Below are 15,405 nucleotides of genomic sequence, written 5' to 3'. Positions count from 1 at the left end.
CGGGAAATCACGCGGTAGACGTAGCGCTTTGCCGCGACGAGTCCGCCGTGAGTCCGCGAGCGGTCGTCATCAGGTCCGCGGCGGCCGCGCGCGTGCGGTCCTCAGCCGTCGGCCAAAGGTGCCCGTAGGTGTTCAGTGTCGTCGTCGCCTTCGCGTGCCCCAAGGCCCGCTGCACAGTCACGACGTCGCAACCGGCCGCGATGAGTCCGGAGGCGTAATAGTGCCGCAGGTCGTGAAGGCGGAAGGGCTCGAGGTTCGCATCCTTCAACGCCTTTCTCCACCAGTAGCCCACGGTGTTCTGGTGCGGCGGCTCGCCAGTAGGTCCGACGAACAGCCACTGCTCCTCGCCGCGCACGCCGATCTCTTCCGAGTGTCGAGCGATCATGGTCACCAGCTCGTCGGCGATGAAAACGTGGCGCTCGCTCCCATGCTTTGGCGGGGTGATCTTGATCGTGCCAGAACCGGCGCGCTGGATCTGTCGAGCGACGTGCATCTGCCGCTTGAGGAAATGGATGTCACCGAGCTGCAGGCCGGACGCCTCTCCAAGTCGAAGGCCGGCGAACGCGCACAGGGAGATGAAAAGCCGGAACCAATCAGGCGCCGCATTCAGCGCAGCGCCGACGGCTTCGGGCGACGGGACCTGCATCGCGTGCTCGGCGCGGCGGATGCGGGGAAGCTTCACCCCCTCGGAAGGGTCACTCGCGATGAGGCGGTCTCGTGCAGCAGCGCGCAGCACAGACCGCACGTTGCTCACACGCGTGCGGATCGTCGATGCGGCGAGTCCGTCCGACTGCATCTGCTTCACCCACGTCTCGACGTGCGATCGACGTACCTGCCCGAGCGGTGTCCTCGCGAACGTGCAGCCGCGGACCGCGAGAGACATCGCTGTCACGGTGTTGTCCGCCCAGACCTGCCGCTGTGACCAGTCCTCGAAGAACGCTTCGAGTGTCACACGCGAGCGCTTGGGATCGACGTAACTCCCTGTGACCACGGCGGCCGTGACGTCGTTGATCCACGCCTGCGCATCGATCTTCCTGGCGAAGTGGCGGGCGTGCTCCTTGCCCAGGTCGTCTCGGTAGCGTGCTCGCCAAGCACCGTTCGGGCGCTTCTGAATGCTCGCCATCGCCGATCACCTCGACCTTTCGAACTCGGTGACGAACTCCAGTCCTTCACGAGACCGCTCCTGTTCGGCACGGAGCTCCTCTTGAGTCATCCCCATCCGTACCTGCTCAACCGCTTCGCTCTCTCGGGCGAGCATCCGTGCCTCCTCGTCAAACGTCGCTCCATTGCGGCGTAGCCAATCGCGGACGATGTCCTTCCAGCGATCCGACATCTCCTCGGAGTGCGCGTCGGCGGCGATAGCGAGCTCCATCTGCGCATGGGCGAGCCGGTCCATCGCCTCGGTGACTTCGTCCGAAGCGCGCTTCACTGCCTGTTGACGCGCCATGATCTCCGACGCGCCGTCGGTCCAGAGCAACAAGTCCAGCGGTTTCAGGACGATGTCCGCCACCGCCCTAGCCTCCGCGAGGCGTAGCGGCCGCTCGCCCTTCTCGATGCTCCAGACCGTTGCTTGAGACCACTTCCAGCCGCGCTCGCGCATCCGGCCCGCTAGGTCCTGCTGCGAGAGCTCTCCGCGAAGGCGGGCGAGGTTGCGTCCTATCTGTGCGTCCATCTCCATGCCGCCAGGCTACTAGAAACTCTAGTTGCACTCAACTGGCTCCTGTGGTGTACTGTCTTTCGTAGTGATCAACGACTAGAAACGGAGATGTGATGGCGACGGAGATCCTCTACTTGAACGAGGTGGCGGCGAGGCTGAAGCGCTCCCGCAAGGCGGTGGAGTGGTTGTGCTACTCCGGCCAGCTTCAGTCCGGCAAGCTGGCGGGTCGGCGGGTCGTGCGGAGCGATGCCCTCGACAGGTTCATCAACGCCGCGTTCGAGTCGCCTGCGGCGGCTCCTGCGTCGGCTTGAGGGCCGCTGTCTGATGGCGATGCAGATCGGTCCCGCGAGCGAGCGCTCGCTCGCCGAAATGTGGGAAGCGCTCGTCGCCGAGCAGATCGGCCTGCACGAGCTTCACGAGACGTCCCCCGCCGCCATGGCATTCTGGACGCACGGCTATGACACGGGCGTGATGATCATGCGGGAGCCGCTGCTCCAGGCGCGCCGCGACAGCGACAGGGCCTGGCTCTTCGCGCTCAACGGTCGCGACCGCGCCCTGGAGATGGAACGGCGCATGAACCGCGCGATCGCTTCGTGCCCTCCTGGTCTCGAGCCGCACGGCGTCGGGTACATGACCCATATCCTCGGCGTCGCGACGGGGTTGGCTCCTTGATCGCCGAGGTCAGCGCTGGCACAGCGAGCGACCTCTACATCGACGCGGCGCTCGTCATGTCGAGCGGGTACGAGCGCCCTTCCCCTAGCCGTGGCGCTGAGCGGGCGGACGGCCTTCGGCTGCTCTACGCGGGCGCGGTGAACGGCCTGGTGGGCGATCCTGAGACTGGGAAGACGCTCATCGCTACGGCCATCGCCGCCGAGGGCATCGCGCGGGGCGAAAGTGTCCTGTGGATCGATGTGGACCACAACGGGCCGGCGGCGACGCTGGCACGACTCGGTCGGTTCGGCGTCCAGGAGTCGGTGCTGCTCGACACGAACCGCTTCCGACTCGCGATCCCCGACGAGCAGAGCGCCGTTCTAGGGCTGGTCGCAGATGCCGAGCGTTGGCACCCGGACCTTGTGATCGTCGACAGCATGGGGGAGATCCTCCCGATGTTCGGGGCGTCGACGAACAGCGCCGACGAGTTCACCAACGTCAACATGCGGACTCTCGCGCGGCTGGCCAAGTCGGGGGCGGCAGTGCTTGCCCTCGATCACATGGCGAAGGGCGCCGAGTCGCGCCAGATGGGTGCGGCTGGCACCTTCGCCAAGAAGCGCGCGGTCGACGGCGCGTACCTGCGCGTGTCCTCGAAGGGGTTCAAGCCGGGAGAAGGAGGACTGGCGAGTCTGTCGATCCTCAAGGACCGTCACGGGTCCCTTCGTGCGCAGTCGCCGAGCGGTCAGGAGCCCGAGTTCACCACCTTCATCCTGGAGGAGGCGGAGGGCGAGGTGTCCTGGCGTTTCATCGTGCCCGACGCGGCCAACGGGGCGCCCGACATGGGAGCGCTACTCGGCGACCTCCGGTCGATGGACCCGCAGCCTAGGAACTACCGTGAAGTGGAGGCGAAGCTCCGCATCGCGGACAAGCTGGCCCGCGACCTCTGGCGGACGCACCGGGCGATGCTCGAGGAGGCGGAGCACCTGCCTGCCGCGGCTCCTGCACCGGCTGCACCTGCCGCACCTGAGCGCACCTGACAGCCCAGGGGCACTAGCTCGCGCACTGCACCCGCGCACCCCACCCCTGGAGGGGGGTGCGGGTGCGGTGCAGGTGCGCGCGCCGGTCATGCGACTTTGCTCGCGGCCAAGAGCAGTGGATCATCAGTTGAGATGAAGATCACTCCTGATGTCGAGCTGCCCGCTCAGTTGCTCTCCGCCTCGCGCCAGGGGCGTTTGGTGCTCTTCATCGGCGCGGGCGTTTCGCGGAACGCTCCCTCCGGGCTGCCGCTGTTCAGCTCGCTCGCTGAGGAAATCGCGCACAGCTATGGCCTAGATTTCGACCACGAGATTCCCCCGGATCGCTTCCTCGGCAACCTCGAGAGGACGCACGACGACGTCAAGGATCGCGTCGCAGCTCGGATCAGTCGTCCTGGCGCGGTCCCCAACCTCAATCACCGCGCCATAGCGCGGCTTGCCCGAGCGGCAAACGCCCGGCTGGTCTCCACGAACTACGACGAGCTGGTCGAGGCTGCAGCGACACAAGCGGGGGGCCCCTCCTTCGAACGTTACGTAGCGCCTGCTCTGCCGCTAGGACGGGAGTTCGAGGGGATCGTGTACTTGCACGGCGGGGTCTCACGTCCGAGCCGCGAATTGGTCGTCACCGATAGCGACTTCGGTCGCGCCTATCTGACCGATGGCTGGGCGCGCCGCTTCGTGCAGCAGCTGTTCACGCATTGGACGGTGCTCTTCATTGGCTACAGCCATAGCGACACCGTGATGCGTTACTTGGCCCGCGGACTCCCTCCGAGCGATCGACGACGCTACGTGCTGACCGACAAACCTGACAATGACATCTGGGTTGAACTCGACATCGAGCCCATCTACTATCCGCCCGCGGACGAGCATGCAGCTCTTGCGACGAGCCTGGACGCGTGGGCTGGTCTGCTCGAAGTACAAGAACTGGACCGTCATCGGAGGGCGCGCGACCTCTCCCTTGGCCCGGTCCCGAAGAACCCGTTCGAGCTCGACTTCCTCGCGGACGCCGTCACCCACCCATCCGGAGCCCTCGGGTTCTCAGAAGGGGCTAAGGGCGCGAACTGGCTCCGGTGGGCAGAGCAGCAACCGACCTTCAAGATGTTGTTCGCCCGCGACGCTTCCGACGATCCCGCCGTAGCGCCGTTGTGCCGTTGGTTTGTCGACCGGTTCGTCGCAGACCCGAGCGCGTTTTCGGCCGCTGCCGGAACCTTCGCGCGCCTCGGCACCGAACTGTCCCCGCAGTTGAAGCAGATGATCTCCTATGAGATCCGAGCGGTTGCCGCTCAGTCGCCGCATCACGCAGTGACGTTGCGCGCTTTACTGACAGCGGCCATAGACCAGGGCGATCCGCACCAGCTTGCGTGGTTCAACCCCTACATTCACGGGGTACAAGGGCGGGCTGGCATGCCGCTGCTGCGCCGTGCTTCGCTGCCCCGAGTGCGGTTCGATGAGTACCAGCGATGGTGGTCGGAGACCGAGGATGGTTTGCGCTCCATCGATGGCGTCGCTGAGGTGACATGGGCTGGCGATACTCGGGCGCTCCGAGAGATCATCGACCACGTGGTCGATGCGGGTAGCGACGACGATGCAACCGAAGTCTTGCAGATCTGCGAACAAGCGCTTTTGGATGCGCACGAACTGCGCGCCGCGTTTCGAGACCATGGCTCGTTCGACTCATGGTCCTTCGGGAGGAGCGCCATCGAGGAGCATGAGCAGAACCACGACCGGGGTCCTGAAAGTGCGCTGATCGACACTCTCCGGGACCTCGGTACGCGTCAAGGCGCGCTTCGCTCTCAACTGCAGCGCAGATGGCTCACTAGTGAGTTCGCGCTGTTCCGACGCCTAGGCCTGCACCTGCTGATCGAAGACGACGGCGTTGGAGCGGACGACCGCGTGCGACATCTCCTCGACCGGTCGCTCCTCTTCGATCACCAGACCAAGCATGAGACCTTCCGCCTGCTTGCCGCGTCGGCTGAGGGACTCAGCTCTACGATGCGAACAGAACTACTGGCCGCAATCCAGAGCGGCCCTGCGGATGACGATCCGGTGGAGGGCACGGATACGAAGCTGCGAAACAGAGCGATCTTCGACCGGCTGGAGTGGTTGAGCCGATTTGCTCCTGAGTGGAGCGAGTTGACGCCGGCGATCGAAGATCGATCGCGTGGCGGCAGGGTGGGTGTCCGAGAGAACCCCGACTTCGATACTTACATGCAGTCCGGCACGTGGGGAGGACAGCCACCTATCGAGCCGACGGAGTTCATCCGTCTGATCGACGAAGCTGGCGGATCTACGGCCATTGAGACTTTGTTGGCGGTCGACTACAGCGAACGGGATTTCCAGTCGGCGACATGGGACGATGCGATCCGGCAAGTGCAGGACACCGCACAAGAGAGTTGGGGCCGCGGGCTGTTGCTGTGGGAGGGCGCTTCGGCTTCACCTTCCTCCAGGAAGGACGAGATCCTCGCGGCCGTGCTGTGGGGATGGATTGCCAAGCCACTAGACCCTGGTGCCCAGGTCAGGTGCCTTGAGAAGATCGAGGGGGTTCACGAATTGACCGCGCTTGCGTACCCCATCGCTGCATTCTGCCGCACGCTTGTCGGGTATGACGGTGATCTGGAGCCCGAAGTGATCGAGCGGCTCGAAGAGCTGGCGGATGCGGTCTGGGCGAAGAACGAGTCGGTTTTCGACGCATCCGGCTGGAACGATCCAGTCATGATGGCCTTCAACACCTGGCCCGGTCGGATCGCCGATTTCTGGCTCCGCAATGTATCTCGTCGCTGGCACGAGAATGCGGACGCGTGGAACGGGCTCACCGAGCGACAGCGTCACGCGATTGCTCGGCTCGCTGGGCCTTCGCCAGCTCAACAGTCCGCGGTCGCCGTCCTCGCCGCGGACGTAACCTTCCTGGTTGCCGCCGACTCAGCATTCACGCAAGAACACATCCTTCCCATCTTCGATGTGCGTTCGTCGCCGATTGCATCGACGGCTTGGGCGGGCTTCTTGCACCACCCTCGAGCGTCCGATGCGCTGCTCAATGCGGGCTTTTGGGAGATGCTCCGTACAGCCCCACTCGCTCTCGAGGAGTCCGCTGATCGCGAGGTGCTCGAGCGCCAGTACTGGAGTTTGATCGCGAGGATCGTTGCGTCGGCAGCGCCCGAAGCAGTCGACCGGACCACGCTGATGCAATCCTTCTCGAGCGGCGAGAGCCCTCACCGGCTCACGCGCTTCTTGAAAGCGCTGACCTCAGTGCTGCGCCAGGAGCAACTCGAGGATCGTCAACGTCAGTGGGACCTATGGTTGGGAACCGCGATGTCGGAGCGGCTAACGATTCTGCTTCCGCTGGACGAACGTGCCGCGTGGGGAGATCTGGCTCTCGCGCTGGAGATTCGGAGCGCTGTAGAACTTGCGCTGCCGAGCCCCGGCCCATTCACCCATAGGACACTGTTCGAGGAGGTCGCTGATACGTTCTTCGAATCGAATTGCCAGGTGCTGCTGGACATGGCCACTGCGCGAGTCCGGTGTACGAGAGGCGAGCTCTGGCACGCTTCGGCTCAGATTCAGGCCCTAGTTCGGCGCGCCATGCCCGTCGTGGGCGCCACGCGCATCCAGCCTCTCGTAGAGGCGGCCTTTGCTAGCGGCATCCTCGAGGCACGGCACTGGCTTGACTAGTGCCAAAGGAGTCTCAGACTCAGCCCTGTCAACGCAGGTTCGTCCCGGCCGGGAGGTATGTGCGAGTCAGCATGGGTGCGCATTGGGTAGCAGTGTGCTCAGTCTCCCGGCAGGCGCTGACAGACACCGCTTGGTGAGTACCGCGCTGCGTCCCATCAGAAGGCACTTGGCCGATGCACTGCCTGCGCGGTCCTCGCTCGCGCTTGCCGGCACTCCGGGGTCCGATAGACAGCGCGCCGTCGCCTAGGCAGACACCGGCTTGAGCTGCGACTCGCCGTGACCGTTGGCGCTACTAGGCGCGAGCGGAACTTGCAGGGGCCTCTTGCTGCTCTCCAGGGGGGAGGGAGGTCGAGGTCAGGCCATCAGTCGACCGCTTCGCGTTCTGGTGCTCGCGGCCTGTACGGGTCTGGGGGGAAATTTTCTCAGCCGGCCTGACGATCCTGCGCCGTGCTAGCTCGAGCCTGGGTCCGCGTCCACGCCGCAACGGGTAGCTCTCGGAGCACGTAGCGGGTTCCAACGGCCCCCGGACCGCATGCCGAAAGCAAGGCCTTGCGGTGTGCCGCTCATTCGCGGAGAGAACCGGCTCGGTTCCAGGTGGCACTCCGCGTCGATCGCGGACCAGGTTCAGAGGAACGGTCTCTGCGTCGCGCGGTGCGGTAGAACGGCCGAGTGAACTTCCCCAAACCCAATCAGCATTCGGGACCGTTGGCTGGCCATGTTCGTGCGGGCAGGGTCTTCAAATCACCCCTTGCCGCAACAGGGATGCTACGCGTCGAGAACTGGCGCAAAGATGACTTGCCGGACCTTCTGTGGCCCGTTTTGGTCACGGCCGAGCAAGGCGATGAGAGCATGCGTCGCTTCGTCCGCTGGCAGGCGGCAGTTCAGGAGGGTCTGGCGCACCACGATGAGCCTGCCTTCGTTGCCGAGGCGCTCGACGGGCGCCTTACGAGCCTAGCGAGCCTGGCACGACGCTTCGCGGACGCCGGGGACGTCATCCTCACAGCAGCGGCAGAGCGCGGTCTCTTGTCGCCGAAGGTCACCACCGCCCTCGCTTCGTACCCTGAGCTTCCCGCACCCTGGCTGGTCGGGAACGTCACCGTCACCCAGCCCGACGGGACGACGCTTGAGTTCCTGCACTCGGCAGTTGCAGAGATTTGGGTCGACGAGCATCGCGAATCGTTGGTCAAGTGCCTCCGCACTTGGAGCACCGTCCAAGCGGGCACCTTCCGATCCAGCCCAGAAACGATCGAACTCCTCAAGTTGTTTCCCACGGATCCCGGCACCGTCGACAGCGCCGGCGCAGCAGTGAGAGCCATGTGGAACGCGCACAAAGCCCTGCTGCTGAGTGAGAATGGCAATCGATTTGCTGACGCTCTGGCCTGGGCCCGCGTCTTCTGGGGCGTGAACTCGATGACAACACGATGCGTCCGAAAGCGAGACACGCGAGCGGCATCGGAACAGGACCACCCGTCGGGGGCGAACCCGGCACCGGCTAGCGGTGGGGCGACGTCACCGAACCCCTCTGAAGTTCCAGAGGGCGGTGCGCACCTCCGTCGTCTGGCGATGGACCTGATCAGTAGCTTCGTCGAGGCGCTGGAGACGGCGCCTGCACGCCTGCATGACCCTGAGCGCCAGGAGGTGGTGTCTGGATTGGTTGTGCGTGCGGGCCGAGACGTCGTCGCTGTGCTCGGCGCGCCGGATCTCTGGTGCATCGAACACGGCGCCCACATCGGTCGGATGCTGGTCGAATGCAAGATCTATCTGCATTGGATGGCGACACAGGATCCTGCGATCTACCGGCAGTTCCAGGAGTACGGGGCCGGCAAAGCGAAGCTGTACGCCCGCATCGCCGACGAGCTGCCCGAAGACGCTCGAACTGACGGATTCCGCGAGAGCGTAGCCGAACTAGAGCGGCTAAGTCACAACGACCTCCCCTTCGATAGCCGCTCTGTGGACACTCGAGACTCGTTCGCTGAAGGAAAGTCAATCCGCGCGATGGCGGAGGAGGCAGGACTCCTGGACTTCTACCGCCAGGCGTACTCGCTAGCAAGCGGCGTCTCCCATTCCGAGTGGTGGTCGCTCGAGGCGCACTCCATGGAGCCTTGCCTGAACGTCCTCCATGGAGGGCACCGCGTCCCGAATCTGTCCTTGAGCAAGGGCGGAAATGTCGAGTTGGCAGGTTCGTGGGTGGATCAGTTGCACTCGATCATGCGTGCGGGACTGAGCATCCTCGACACCGATACCGGCTGTGTGTCGCGCGCCTTCGCGTGGCTCGACTATGGCGACGAGCATCCAGCCAGCGCGTCCGATCACCCGTCCGACGAAGATTGAACCGCATGCAAGCGCCAGGGGGAGCGCGCAGGGGAGCAGACGATGCGCCGGTGCATACGCCACGCTTCTGCAGCATGGTGTTGCGGCGAGCGTCGACGCGTTTGTCCTGGGTCCGATCAGAAAGGGCTCGAGACGTCTGAGAGTCGTCTGGACTCGGCCGCGTCGCTATGTCAATGCGCCCGATCCACAATCAGTCGCTCGAGGGCGAAGTCACTGGAGTGTGACGCGCCGACGCGCGTCACAGAACGCGGTCGGCAGGCTCGCGGCTGCTCGGCACCGCGTTTTTGGATTTCGCTCTACCAGCGCCCCGCCGCGGCGCGGCGAGATACAAGCGTCGTGGGGTCGGCATCTGCGGAAGCGGCGGCCTCCTGCTCACGGCCAAGTCGGGCGCGACGGCGGCTATGCAGGACATCAGCGGTATGGCGCGAAACGGACGGATGGGGTCGCAGACGGAGGAGCAGCGGCGCGCACCCATCGAGGGTTCGATGGTCTCGGCAGAGGCGATGCTTTGGTAGGCCGCGCTCAACTCGTCGGGAGGGCGTGCAGGAATCGCTCGGGATAGTCGATCCCGGGCAGGCCGCGCACGTCGAGTTCGGCGATCGTCAGCTCGCAGTGGGGACGATCTCGGCGAGCAGGCGCTCGACGCGGCCGCGGATGTCGTCGCGGACGCGGCGGACGGTCTCGATGTCCTTGCCGGCGGGGTCCTCGAGCTCCCAGTCCTCGTAGCGCTTGCCGGGGAAGATGGGGCAGGCGTCGCCGCAGCCCATGGTGATGACTGCGTCGGATTCGCGGACGGCGTCGACGGTGAGCACCTTGGGAGTGTTGCCGGCGATGTCGATGCCGACCTCGGCCATCGCCTCGATGGCGACGGGGTTGATCTGGTCCTTCGGGGCGCTGCCGGCGGAGAGCACCTCGACGGCGCCCTTGGAGAGCGCAGACGCGAAGCCGGCGGCCATCTGGGATCGGCCAGCGTTGTGCACGCAAACGAACAGGACGGTGGGGTTCTCGCTCATGGTGATTCTCTCTCGGTCGGGTGTCGGTCTGGACCGGCACCGCTGCATTTCTAGGGCTTAGGGGTGTCGTGCGAGTGAACGCTCGTGGTGCGGGGGATGGACAGCTGCTCAGACGAGCTCGGCGACGAGGCGCTCGACGCGTTGTGCGATGTCGTCGCGGATCGCGGCAACGCCCTCGTGTGACGCGAGCGCCGGGTCGCCGACCGCCCAATCCTCATACCGGACTCCGGGGATGATGGGGCAGACGTCGCCGCAACCCATGGTGACGACAACATCGGCGGCCCGGACGGCGTCATCGGTGACCGGCTTGGGAAAGGCCCCGTCGCAGTCGTCGATGGCCTCGAGCAGCGGCCGCACGTTCGGGTGGATGGCAGAGGCGGGCGACGCACCTGCGGAGCGTGCGACGACACGGCCGCGTGCTGCCTGGTTGACGAGGGCGGCTGCGAGCTGCGACCGGCCCGCGTTGGCGACGCAGACGAACAGCACCTGCGGCACACCCGTCGAGCGGTCCCGCGTCAGGTCGGAGAGGCGCTGCCGGGCGAACCGGTCTGTTAGCGGCACGAGGTGTGCTGTGATCCGTGCTGTTCGGGCGAGTCCGGCGTAGGACTCGCGCACGACGCCCGTGACGGCGTCGGGGCTCAGCTGGGGGAACCGCGACATCAGCGAGGACGCGAGGTGCGTGAGTGCCTCGTCGACGTCGTCGAGGCCGTGGTAGGCGTCAGTGTCGCGGAGCGGCGCGAGTGCTGCGGGCGCGAAGCTCTCGAGCAGGGTGGTGACCGCGGGACGCGCGGCCGAATCGATCGAGTACCAGACCCACGTGCCTCGGCGCTCGGAGACGAGCACGCCGGCGTCCTTGAGCACCTTGAGGTGGTGGGACACGGTGGGTTGCGAGACGTCCGCGAGCTCCGCGAGATCACACACGCATGACTCGCCTCGCGGGTCGGAGGCGATGGCCGAGAGCATGCGCAGCCGCAGCGGGTCGGCGAGCGACTTCAGCGTTGCCGCGACGGTCGAGGCGGCATGCTCGCTGATGGCGTGCGACGCGACGGGCGAGCACAGTGCGGCTTCCGACGTGGTGGTCATGATCCCTCCCGTTCGTGGCTGGGCTGCGAAGAGACGTGGAGGTCTTGCGGCAACGGGTCGGTGCGGAACCAGACGCGGCCGGCCCACAGCGACACGTAGACGAGGCCGACGAGCACGGGCACCTCGATCAGGGGTCCGACGACGCCGGCGAGCGCCTGGCCCGAGGCAGCGCCGAAGGCGCCGATCGCGACCGCGATCGCCAGCTCGAAGTTGTTGCCCGCGGCGGTGAACGCGAGGGTGGTGGAACGGGCGTAGCCCAGCCCCAATGCCTTGCCTGTGACGAGGCCGATCGACCACATCAGCGCGAAGTAGACGAGCAACGGCAGCGCGATCCGGGCGACGTCGAGGGGCCGCTGCACGACGTTCTCGCCCTGGAGCGCGAAGAGCAGCACGATCGTGAAGAGCAGGCCGTAGAGCGCCCACGGGCCGACGGCCGGGAGGTAGGTGCGCTCGTACCAGTCGCGGCCTCGGGTGCGCTCGCCGATCCAGCGCGATGCGAATCCGGCCGCCAGGGGGATGCCGAGGAAGATGAGCACGTTGATCGCGATCTCGCCCATTGAGATGTCGAGACCCTGCGTCTCGAGGCCGAGCCATGTCGGCAGCACAGTGAGGTAGAACCAGCCCAGCAGTGCGAAGGCGACGACCTGGAAGACGGAGTTGACGGCGACGAGCACCGCGGCCGCTTCCCGGTCCCCGCAGGCGAGGTCGTTCCAGATGACGACCATGGCGATGCAGCGCGCGAGCACCACGATGATGAGCCCGGTGCGGTACTCGGGCAGGTCCGGCAGGAGCAGCCAGGCGAGCGCGAACATGAGCGCCGGTCCGACGAGCCAGTTGAGCACGAGCGACGAGATCAAGAGGCGGCGGTCGCCGGTGATGGCGGCGACGCGGTCGTAGCGGACCTTGGCCAGCACCGGATACATCATCACGAGCAGCCCGAGCGCGATCGGCAAGGAGATGCCGCCGATCTCGAGCTGGGCGAGGAGCGTCCCGACGGCAGGCACGGTGCTGCCGAGCACCAGTCCGGCGCCCATGGCAAGCGCGATCCACAGCGGGAGCCAGCGGTCCAGCGCAGACAGGCGGCGCGGCGCGGCCGCCGCGATCGGCGCCCGCTCGGGGCTGGTCGCGACGCTCACGCGACGACGCTCTCGAGACGGTGAGCGGGCGCTGCAGGCTCAAGTGCCGCAAGGTAGTGCTGGGCGTCCTGCGCGGCTGCGCAGCCGGTGCCCGCTGCCGTGATCGCCTGCCGGTAGGTGCGGTCGACGAGGTCGCCCGCGGCGAAGACGCCCGCCACGCTCGTTCGCGTCGAGGGGTGGTCGACGACCACGTACTCGTCGCCGTCGGTCGTGACCTGTCCGGCGACCAGCTCCGAGCGGGGGTCGTGGCCGATCGCGATGAACGCGCCGCTCACAGGCAGGGAGCGCTCGGCACCGGTCTCGGTGTCACGGAGGGAGATGGAATCGAGCTGCTGCTCGCCGACGAGATCGACGACCTCGCTGTTCCATGCCACCTCGACCTTGGGGTGGGTGAGGGCGCGCTCGGCCATGATGCGCGAGGCCCGGAAGGCGTCGCGGCGGTGCACGATCGTGACCTTGGATGCGAACTGGGTGAGGAACAGCGCCTCCTCCATCGCCGAGTCGCCGCCGCCGATGACGGCGACCTCCCGCTCGCGGAAGAAGAAGCCGTCGCACGTCGCGCACCACGAGACGCCGTGGCCGCTCAGGCGATCCTCGGCCGGCAGCCCGAGCCTCCGGTAGGCCGAACCCATCGTCAGGATCACGGCGCTCGCGGCGTACTCGTCGCCGGAGCCGGTGCGGATGCGCTTCACCGGTCCCTCGAGGTCCAGCTCGGTGGCGTCGTCGAGAAGGCTGCGGGCGCCGAAGCGCTCTGCCTGCGCCCGTAGCGACTCCATCAGCTCAGGGCCCTGGACGCCATCCACGAAGCCTGGAAAGTTCTCCACTTCGGTGGTGGCCATCAGGGCGCCGCCCGCGGTGACCGACCCCGCGATGACCACGGGCGCCAGGCCCGCTCGACCCGCATAGATGGCCGCGGTGTAGCCCGCGGGACCGGACCCAATGATCTCACTCGCAACTTCCTGCGCGGCACGAAGTAGCCGCCGGGAGCGAGATTCGCGCCAACCTCGCTTGGGCATGTTCGAGCTTTCACCGTCCGACGCGCCGTCATCGCGTCGTTGGCTTCTTCACTGCGTGACCAGCACGCGAGTCCCGGCCCCGTTTGGCAGCGCATGCGGCCGCACCAGGCGGACCTCACGGTGACGTTTACGGGCGGCGCCACGGAGTTCCCTGGTCGGAGCCCCGCTGGGAGCGTTGTGGAGGAATCGCTCAGCGGTGCGAGGGGAATCGCTCCCGGCCGCTCCGTCGTGCACGTGGCTCAACTCGGCGTCGCTGGTTGGCCCGAGCCGGCCATGCCTTCACCGATGATCAGGAGGTCGAAGTAGTCGCTCATCGACGCATGCTTTCGGCGGTCGCGATCGCGTCGCGTAGCTGCTCCAGCGTTGGCGAGCCGACGAATCCGTCGGGAGTGAGGTAGATCCGGCAGGACAGCCCGGGCGGCGAGTCAGGCGTTGGGAAGAGAGGAACCCCGTCGATGAGCAGTGAGGGAGAGCCGTGAAAGCCCAACTCTTCCGCGTCTATCTGTGTTGCCACGAGCTGCCTGTGGACGGTCAGGTCGGGCCGTTCGGTTGCGATGGCTGCGAGGCGTTCGGCGACGGTCTCCCAACTTGGGCATCCATCGAAGTACTGCAAGGTGATCTCCATGTGCTGACCGTAAACGTTGCAGCACGGTGCAAGGTCAAGTGGTGTGATGGGAGCATGCGCATAGGACACCTCGCCGCCCTCACCGGCGTCAGCACGCAAGCCCTACGGTTCTACGAGCGGAAGGGCCTCTTGCCGACCGCAGCACGAGAGAGCAACGGGTACCGGGTCTACGAGGACGACGCTGCCGTAGCGCAAGTCGGCTTCATCCGTGCGGCTCAGGGCGCCGGGCTGAAGTTGACCGAGATCGCCGGCGTCCTTGAGCTTCGCGAGGCTGGTCAGGCCCCGTGTTCTCACGTCCGTTCCCTCCTAAATCGAGAGCGCGAGGAGATTCGCGCCCGGCAGACAGAACTCGCTCGCCTCGAAGCAGAATTAAGTCGCATGATCGAGGCAAGCCTGGCACTCGACCCGTCAGCATGCTCCCCGAGCAGCGTCTGCAATGTCATCCCGCACTAGGACGTCTTTGACGTCTGCCTTGAAGCACGAGCAGAGCGAACGAGAGCCCGCAACGACGGTTCGAGGAGCGGCGATCGCGTATGGGTCTACCAAGCAACCTGCCTCCCGGGCTCCTAATCGGGCGCTGCTCGACGGGCTGGGTCTCCGTACAAGCGAAGCGGGCTTGTGCATGGTGGCGGAAGCGCTGACGGGTGGCTGGCTCCGCGCGACGACTGGACAATGTCATGGCTGACGCGCGCGTGCGATGCTCGTGTTGCGGTAAGGAGTACCCGCGACGAAAGGTCCACGCGATCGGCAGGGACGGAACGTTCATCTGCCGACGATGCGGTCTCTGGGTGGCACTGCGGCTTCGGGGTGATCGAGAGGACGAGAAGCGCTGACCCTTGGATGGCTGACTCTGGATGCAGGAGCGTCGAATCGCCTCGTCAGCACTCGGTCAACCGCAGACTCCCCCCGGCCGCGCGTGTCGCGAAGTCGTCGAGGTCGCGCGCGGGGCGCAGGCGCGAAAGATGCCCCCTCGTTCGGCCATTTCCCTAGATACCCCGACGTCTCTCTGCCCCGGCCCGAGATCAGAGGTGGCCGCAGTCCTGTGGGAATCAGCTGCACTACTTGCAACCCTCGCTCGGGGTGAGCCGGGTCGGGGGGGGGGGGGGGGGGGCCGCGCCCCGCCCCCCCCCCCCCCCCCCCGCCCCCCCCCCCCCCCCCCCCCCCCCGCCCACAAAAAAAAACCCCCCACC

13 protein-coding genes are annotated in these 15,405 nt (G+C 66.3%); 6 read left to right on the top strand and 7 right to left on the bottom strand.

The features are described 5' to 3' along the window. Positions 1-7: 7 nt before the first annotated feature. The gene (locus ACLQ21_RS13850) at positions 8-1,123 is read right to left on the bottom strand and encodes a tyrosine-type recombinase/integrase (protein ID WP_425664547.1); all 1,116 of its coding nucleotides are present in this window, start codon (positions 1,121-1,123) and stop codon (positions 8-10) included. Positions 1,124-1,129: 6 nt separating this feature from the next. Then, positions 1,130-1,678 (bottom strand): helix-turn-helix transcriptional regulator, encoded by a 549-nt coding sequence (locus ACLQ21_RS13845; RefSeq protein ID WP_425664546.1) that lies wholly within the window; start codon positions 1,676-1,678, stop codon positions 1,130-1,132. A gap of 92 nt (positions 1,679-1,770) precedes the next feature. Between ACLQ21_RS13845 and ACLQ21_RS13840 the strand changes: the two genes are divergently transcribed. The 5 genes from ACLQ21_RS13840 to ACLQ21_RS13820 all read left to right on the top strand — a co-directional run bounded on the left by ACLQ21_RS13840 (position 1,771) and on the right by ACLQ21_RS13820 (position 9,342). Further along, positions 1,771-1,968 (top strand): helix-turn-helix domain-containing protein, encoded by a 198-nt coding sequence (locus ACLQ21_RS13840; RefSeq protein ID WP_425664545.1) that lies wholly within the window; start codon positions 1,771-1,773, stop codon positions 1,966-1,968. A 13-nt stretch (positions 1,969-1,981) separates the two neighbouring features. Then, a complete protein-coding gene (locus ACLQ21_RS13835) occupies positions 1,982-2,329 on the top strand; it encodes a hypothetical protein (protein ID WP_425664544.1) in 348 nt (115 codons plus the stop codon). Next, entirely contained in the window at positions 2,326-3,345 is a 1,020-nt protein-coding gene (locus tag ACLQ21_RS13830) for an AAA family ATPase (protein ID WP_425664543.1), read from the top strand. The genes ACLQ21_RS13835 and ACLQ21_RS13830 overlap by 4 nt, the downstream gene beginning before the upstream one ends. Before the next feature lie 132 nt (positions 3,346-3,477). Continuing rightward, a complete protein-coding gene (locus ACLQ21_RS13825) occupies positions 3,478-7,011 on the top strand; it encodes an SIR2 family protein (protein WP_425664542.1) in 3,534 nt (1,177 codons plus the stop codon). A gap of 669 nt (positions 7,012-7,680) precedes the next feature. Further along, on the top strand, positions 7,681-9,342 hold the full coding sequence (locus ACLQ21_RS13820) for a DUF5677 domain-containing protein (RefSeq protein WP_425664541.1): 1,662 nt from the start codon (positions 7,681-7,683) through the stop codon (positions 9,340-9,342). Between the two features lie 602 nt (positions 9,343-9,944). On the opposite strand, the gene ACLQ21_RS13815 is transcribed toward ACLQ21_RS13820, so the two are convergent. The 5 genes from ACLQ21_RS13815 to ACLQ21_RS13795 form a co-directional block, all read right to left on the bottom strand. Further along, entirely contained in the window at positions 9,945-10,355 is a 411-nt protein-coding gene (locus tag ACLQ21_RS13815; RefSeq protein ID WP_425664540.1) for an arsenate reductase ArsC, read from the bottom strand. Positions 10,356-10,463: 108 nt separating this feature from the next. After that, positions 10,464-11,438 (bottom strand): metalloregulator ArsR/SmtB family transcription factor, encoded by a 975-nt coding sequence (locus tag ACLQ21_RS13810; RefSeq protein ID WP_425664539.1) that lies wholly within the window; start codon positions 11,436-11,438, stop codon positions 10,464-10,466. Then, the gene (gene arsB / locus ACLQ21_RS13805) at positions 11,435-12,574 is read right to left on the bottom strand and encodes an ACR3 family arsenite efflux transporter (RefSeq protein ID WP_425664538.1); all 1,140 of its coding nucleotides are present in this window, start codon (positions 12,572-12,574) and stop codon (positions 11,435-11,437) included. The genes ACLQ21_RS13810 and arsB overlap by 4 nt, the downstream gene beginning before the upstream one ends. Beyond that, on the bottom strand, positions 12,571-13,590 hold the full coding sequence (trxB, locus tag ACLQ21_RS13800; protein WP_425664537.1) for a thioredoxin-disulfide reductase: 1,020 nt from the start codon (positions 13,588-13,590) through the stop codon (positions 12,571-12,573). The genes arsB and trxB overlap by 4 nt, the downstream gene beginning before the upstream one ends. 310 nt (positions 13,591-13,900) lie before the next feature. Further along, positions 13,901-14,215, bottom strand: coding sequence for a thioredoxin family protein (locus ACLQ21_RS13795; RefSeq protein WP_425664536.1), 315 nt, complete (start codon positions 14,213-14,215; stop codon positions 13,901-13,903). A 54-nt stretch (positions 14,216-14,269) separates the two neighbouring features. Here ACLQ21_RS13795 and ACLQ21_RS13790 point away from each other — a divergent pair, with 54 nt between their 5' ends. Beyond that, on the top strand, positions 14,270-14,668 hold the full coding sequence (locus ACLQ21_RS13790) for a heavy metal-responsive transcriptional regulator (protein WP_425664632.1): 399 nt from the start codon (positions 14,270-14,272) through the stop codon (positions 14,666-14,668). Positions 14,669-15,405: the final 737 nt, after the last annotated feature.

The sequence above is a fragment of the Agrococcus sp. DT81.2 genome, assembly GCF_049844935.1.
In the GTDB taxonomy this organism is placed as follows: domain Bacteria; phylum Actinomycetota; class Actinomycetes; order Actinomycetales; family Microbacteriaceae; genus Agrococcus.
Note: the sequence above shows the minus strand (reverse complement) of the source record. Positions and strands in the feature narration are given on the sequence as shown.

What these genes read in the sequence shown, in the direction of transcription:
- ACLQ21_RS13850 (WP_425664547.1), bottom strand. Translation starts at nt 1,123, where the DNA reads ATGGCGAGCATTCAGAAGCGCCCGAACGGTGCTTGGCGAGCACGCTAC.
- ACLQ21_RS13845 (WP_425664546.1), bottom strand. Translation starts at nt 1,678, where the DNA reads ATGGAGATGGACGCACAGATAGGACGCAACCTCGCCCGCCTTCGCGGA.
- ACLQ21_RS13840 (WP_425664545.1), top strand. Translation starts at nt 1,771, where the DNA reads ATGGCGACGGAGATCCTCTACTTGAACGAGGTGGCGGCGAGGCTGAAG.
- ACLQ21_RS13835 (WP_425664544.1), top strand. Translation starts at nt 1,982, where the DNA reads ATGGCGATGCAGATCGGTCCCGCGAGCGAGCGCTCGCTCGCCGAAATG.
- ACLQ21_RS13825 (WP_425664542.1), top strand. Translation starts at nt 3,478, where the DNA reads ATGAAGATCACTCCTGATGTCGAGCTGCCCGCTCAGTTGCTCTCCGCC.
- ACLQ21_RS13815 (WP_425664540.1), bottom strand. Translation starts at nt 10,355, where the DNA reads ATGAGCGAGAACCCCACCGTCCTGTTCGTTTGCGTGCACAACGCTGGC.
- ACLQ21_RS13810 (WP_425664539.1), bottom strand. Translation starts at nt 11,438, where the DNA reads ATGACCACCACGTCGGAAGCCGCACTGTGCTCGCCCGTCGCGTCGCAC.
- trxB (WP_425664537.1), bottom strand. Translation starts at nt 13,590, where the DNA reads ATGCCCAAGCGAGGTTGGCGCGAATCTCGCTCCCGGCGGCTACTTCGT.
- ACLQ21_RS13795 (WP_425664536.1), bottom strand. Translation starts at nt 14,215, where the DNA reads ATGGAGATCACCTTGCAGTACTTCGATGGATGCCCAAGTTGGGAGACC.
- ACLQ21_RS13790 (WP_425664632.1), top strand. Translation starts at nt 14,270, where the DNA reads ATGCGCATAGGACACCTCGCCGCCCTCACCGGCGTCAGCACGCAAGCC.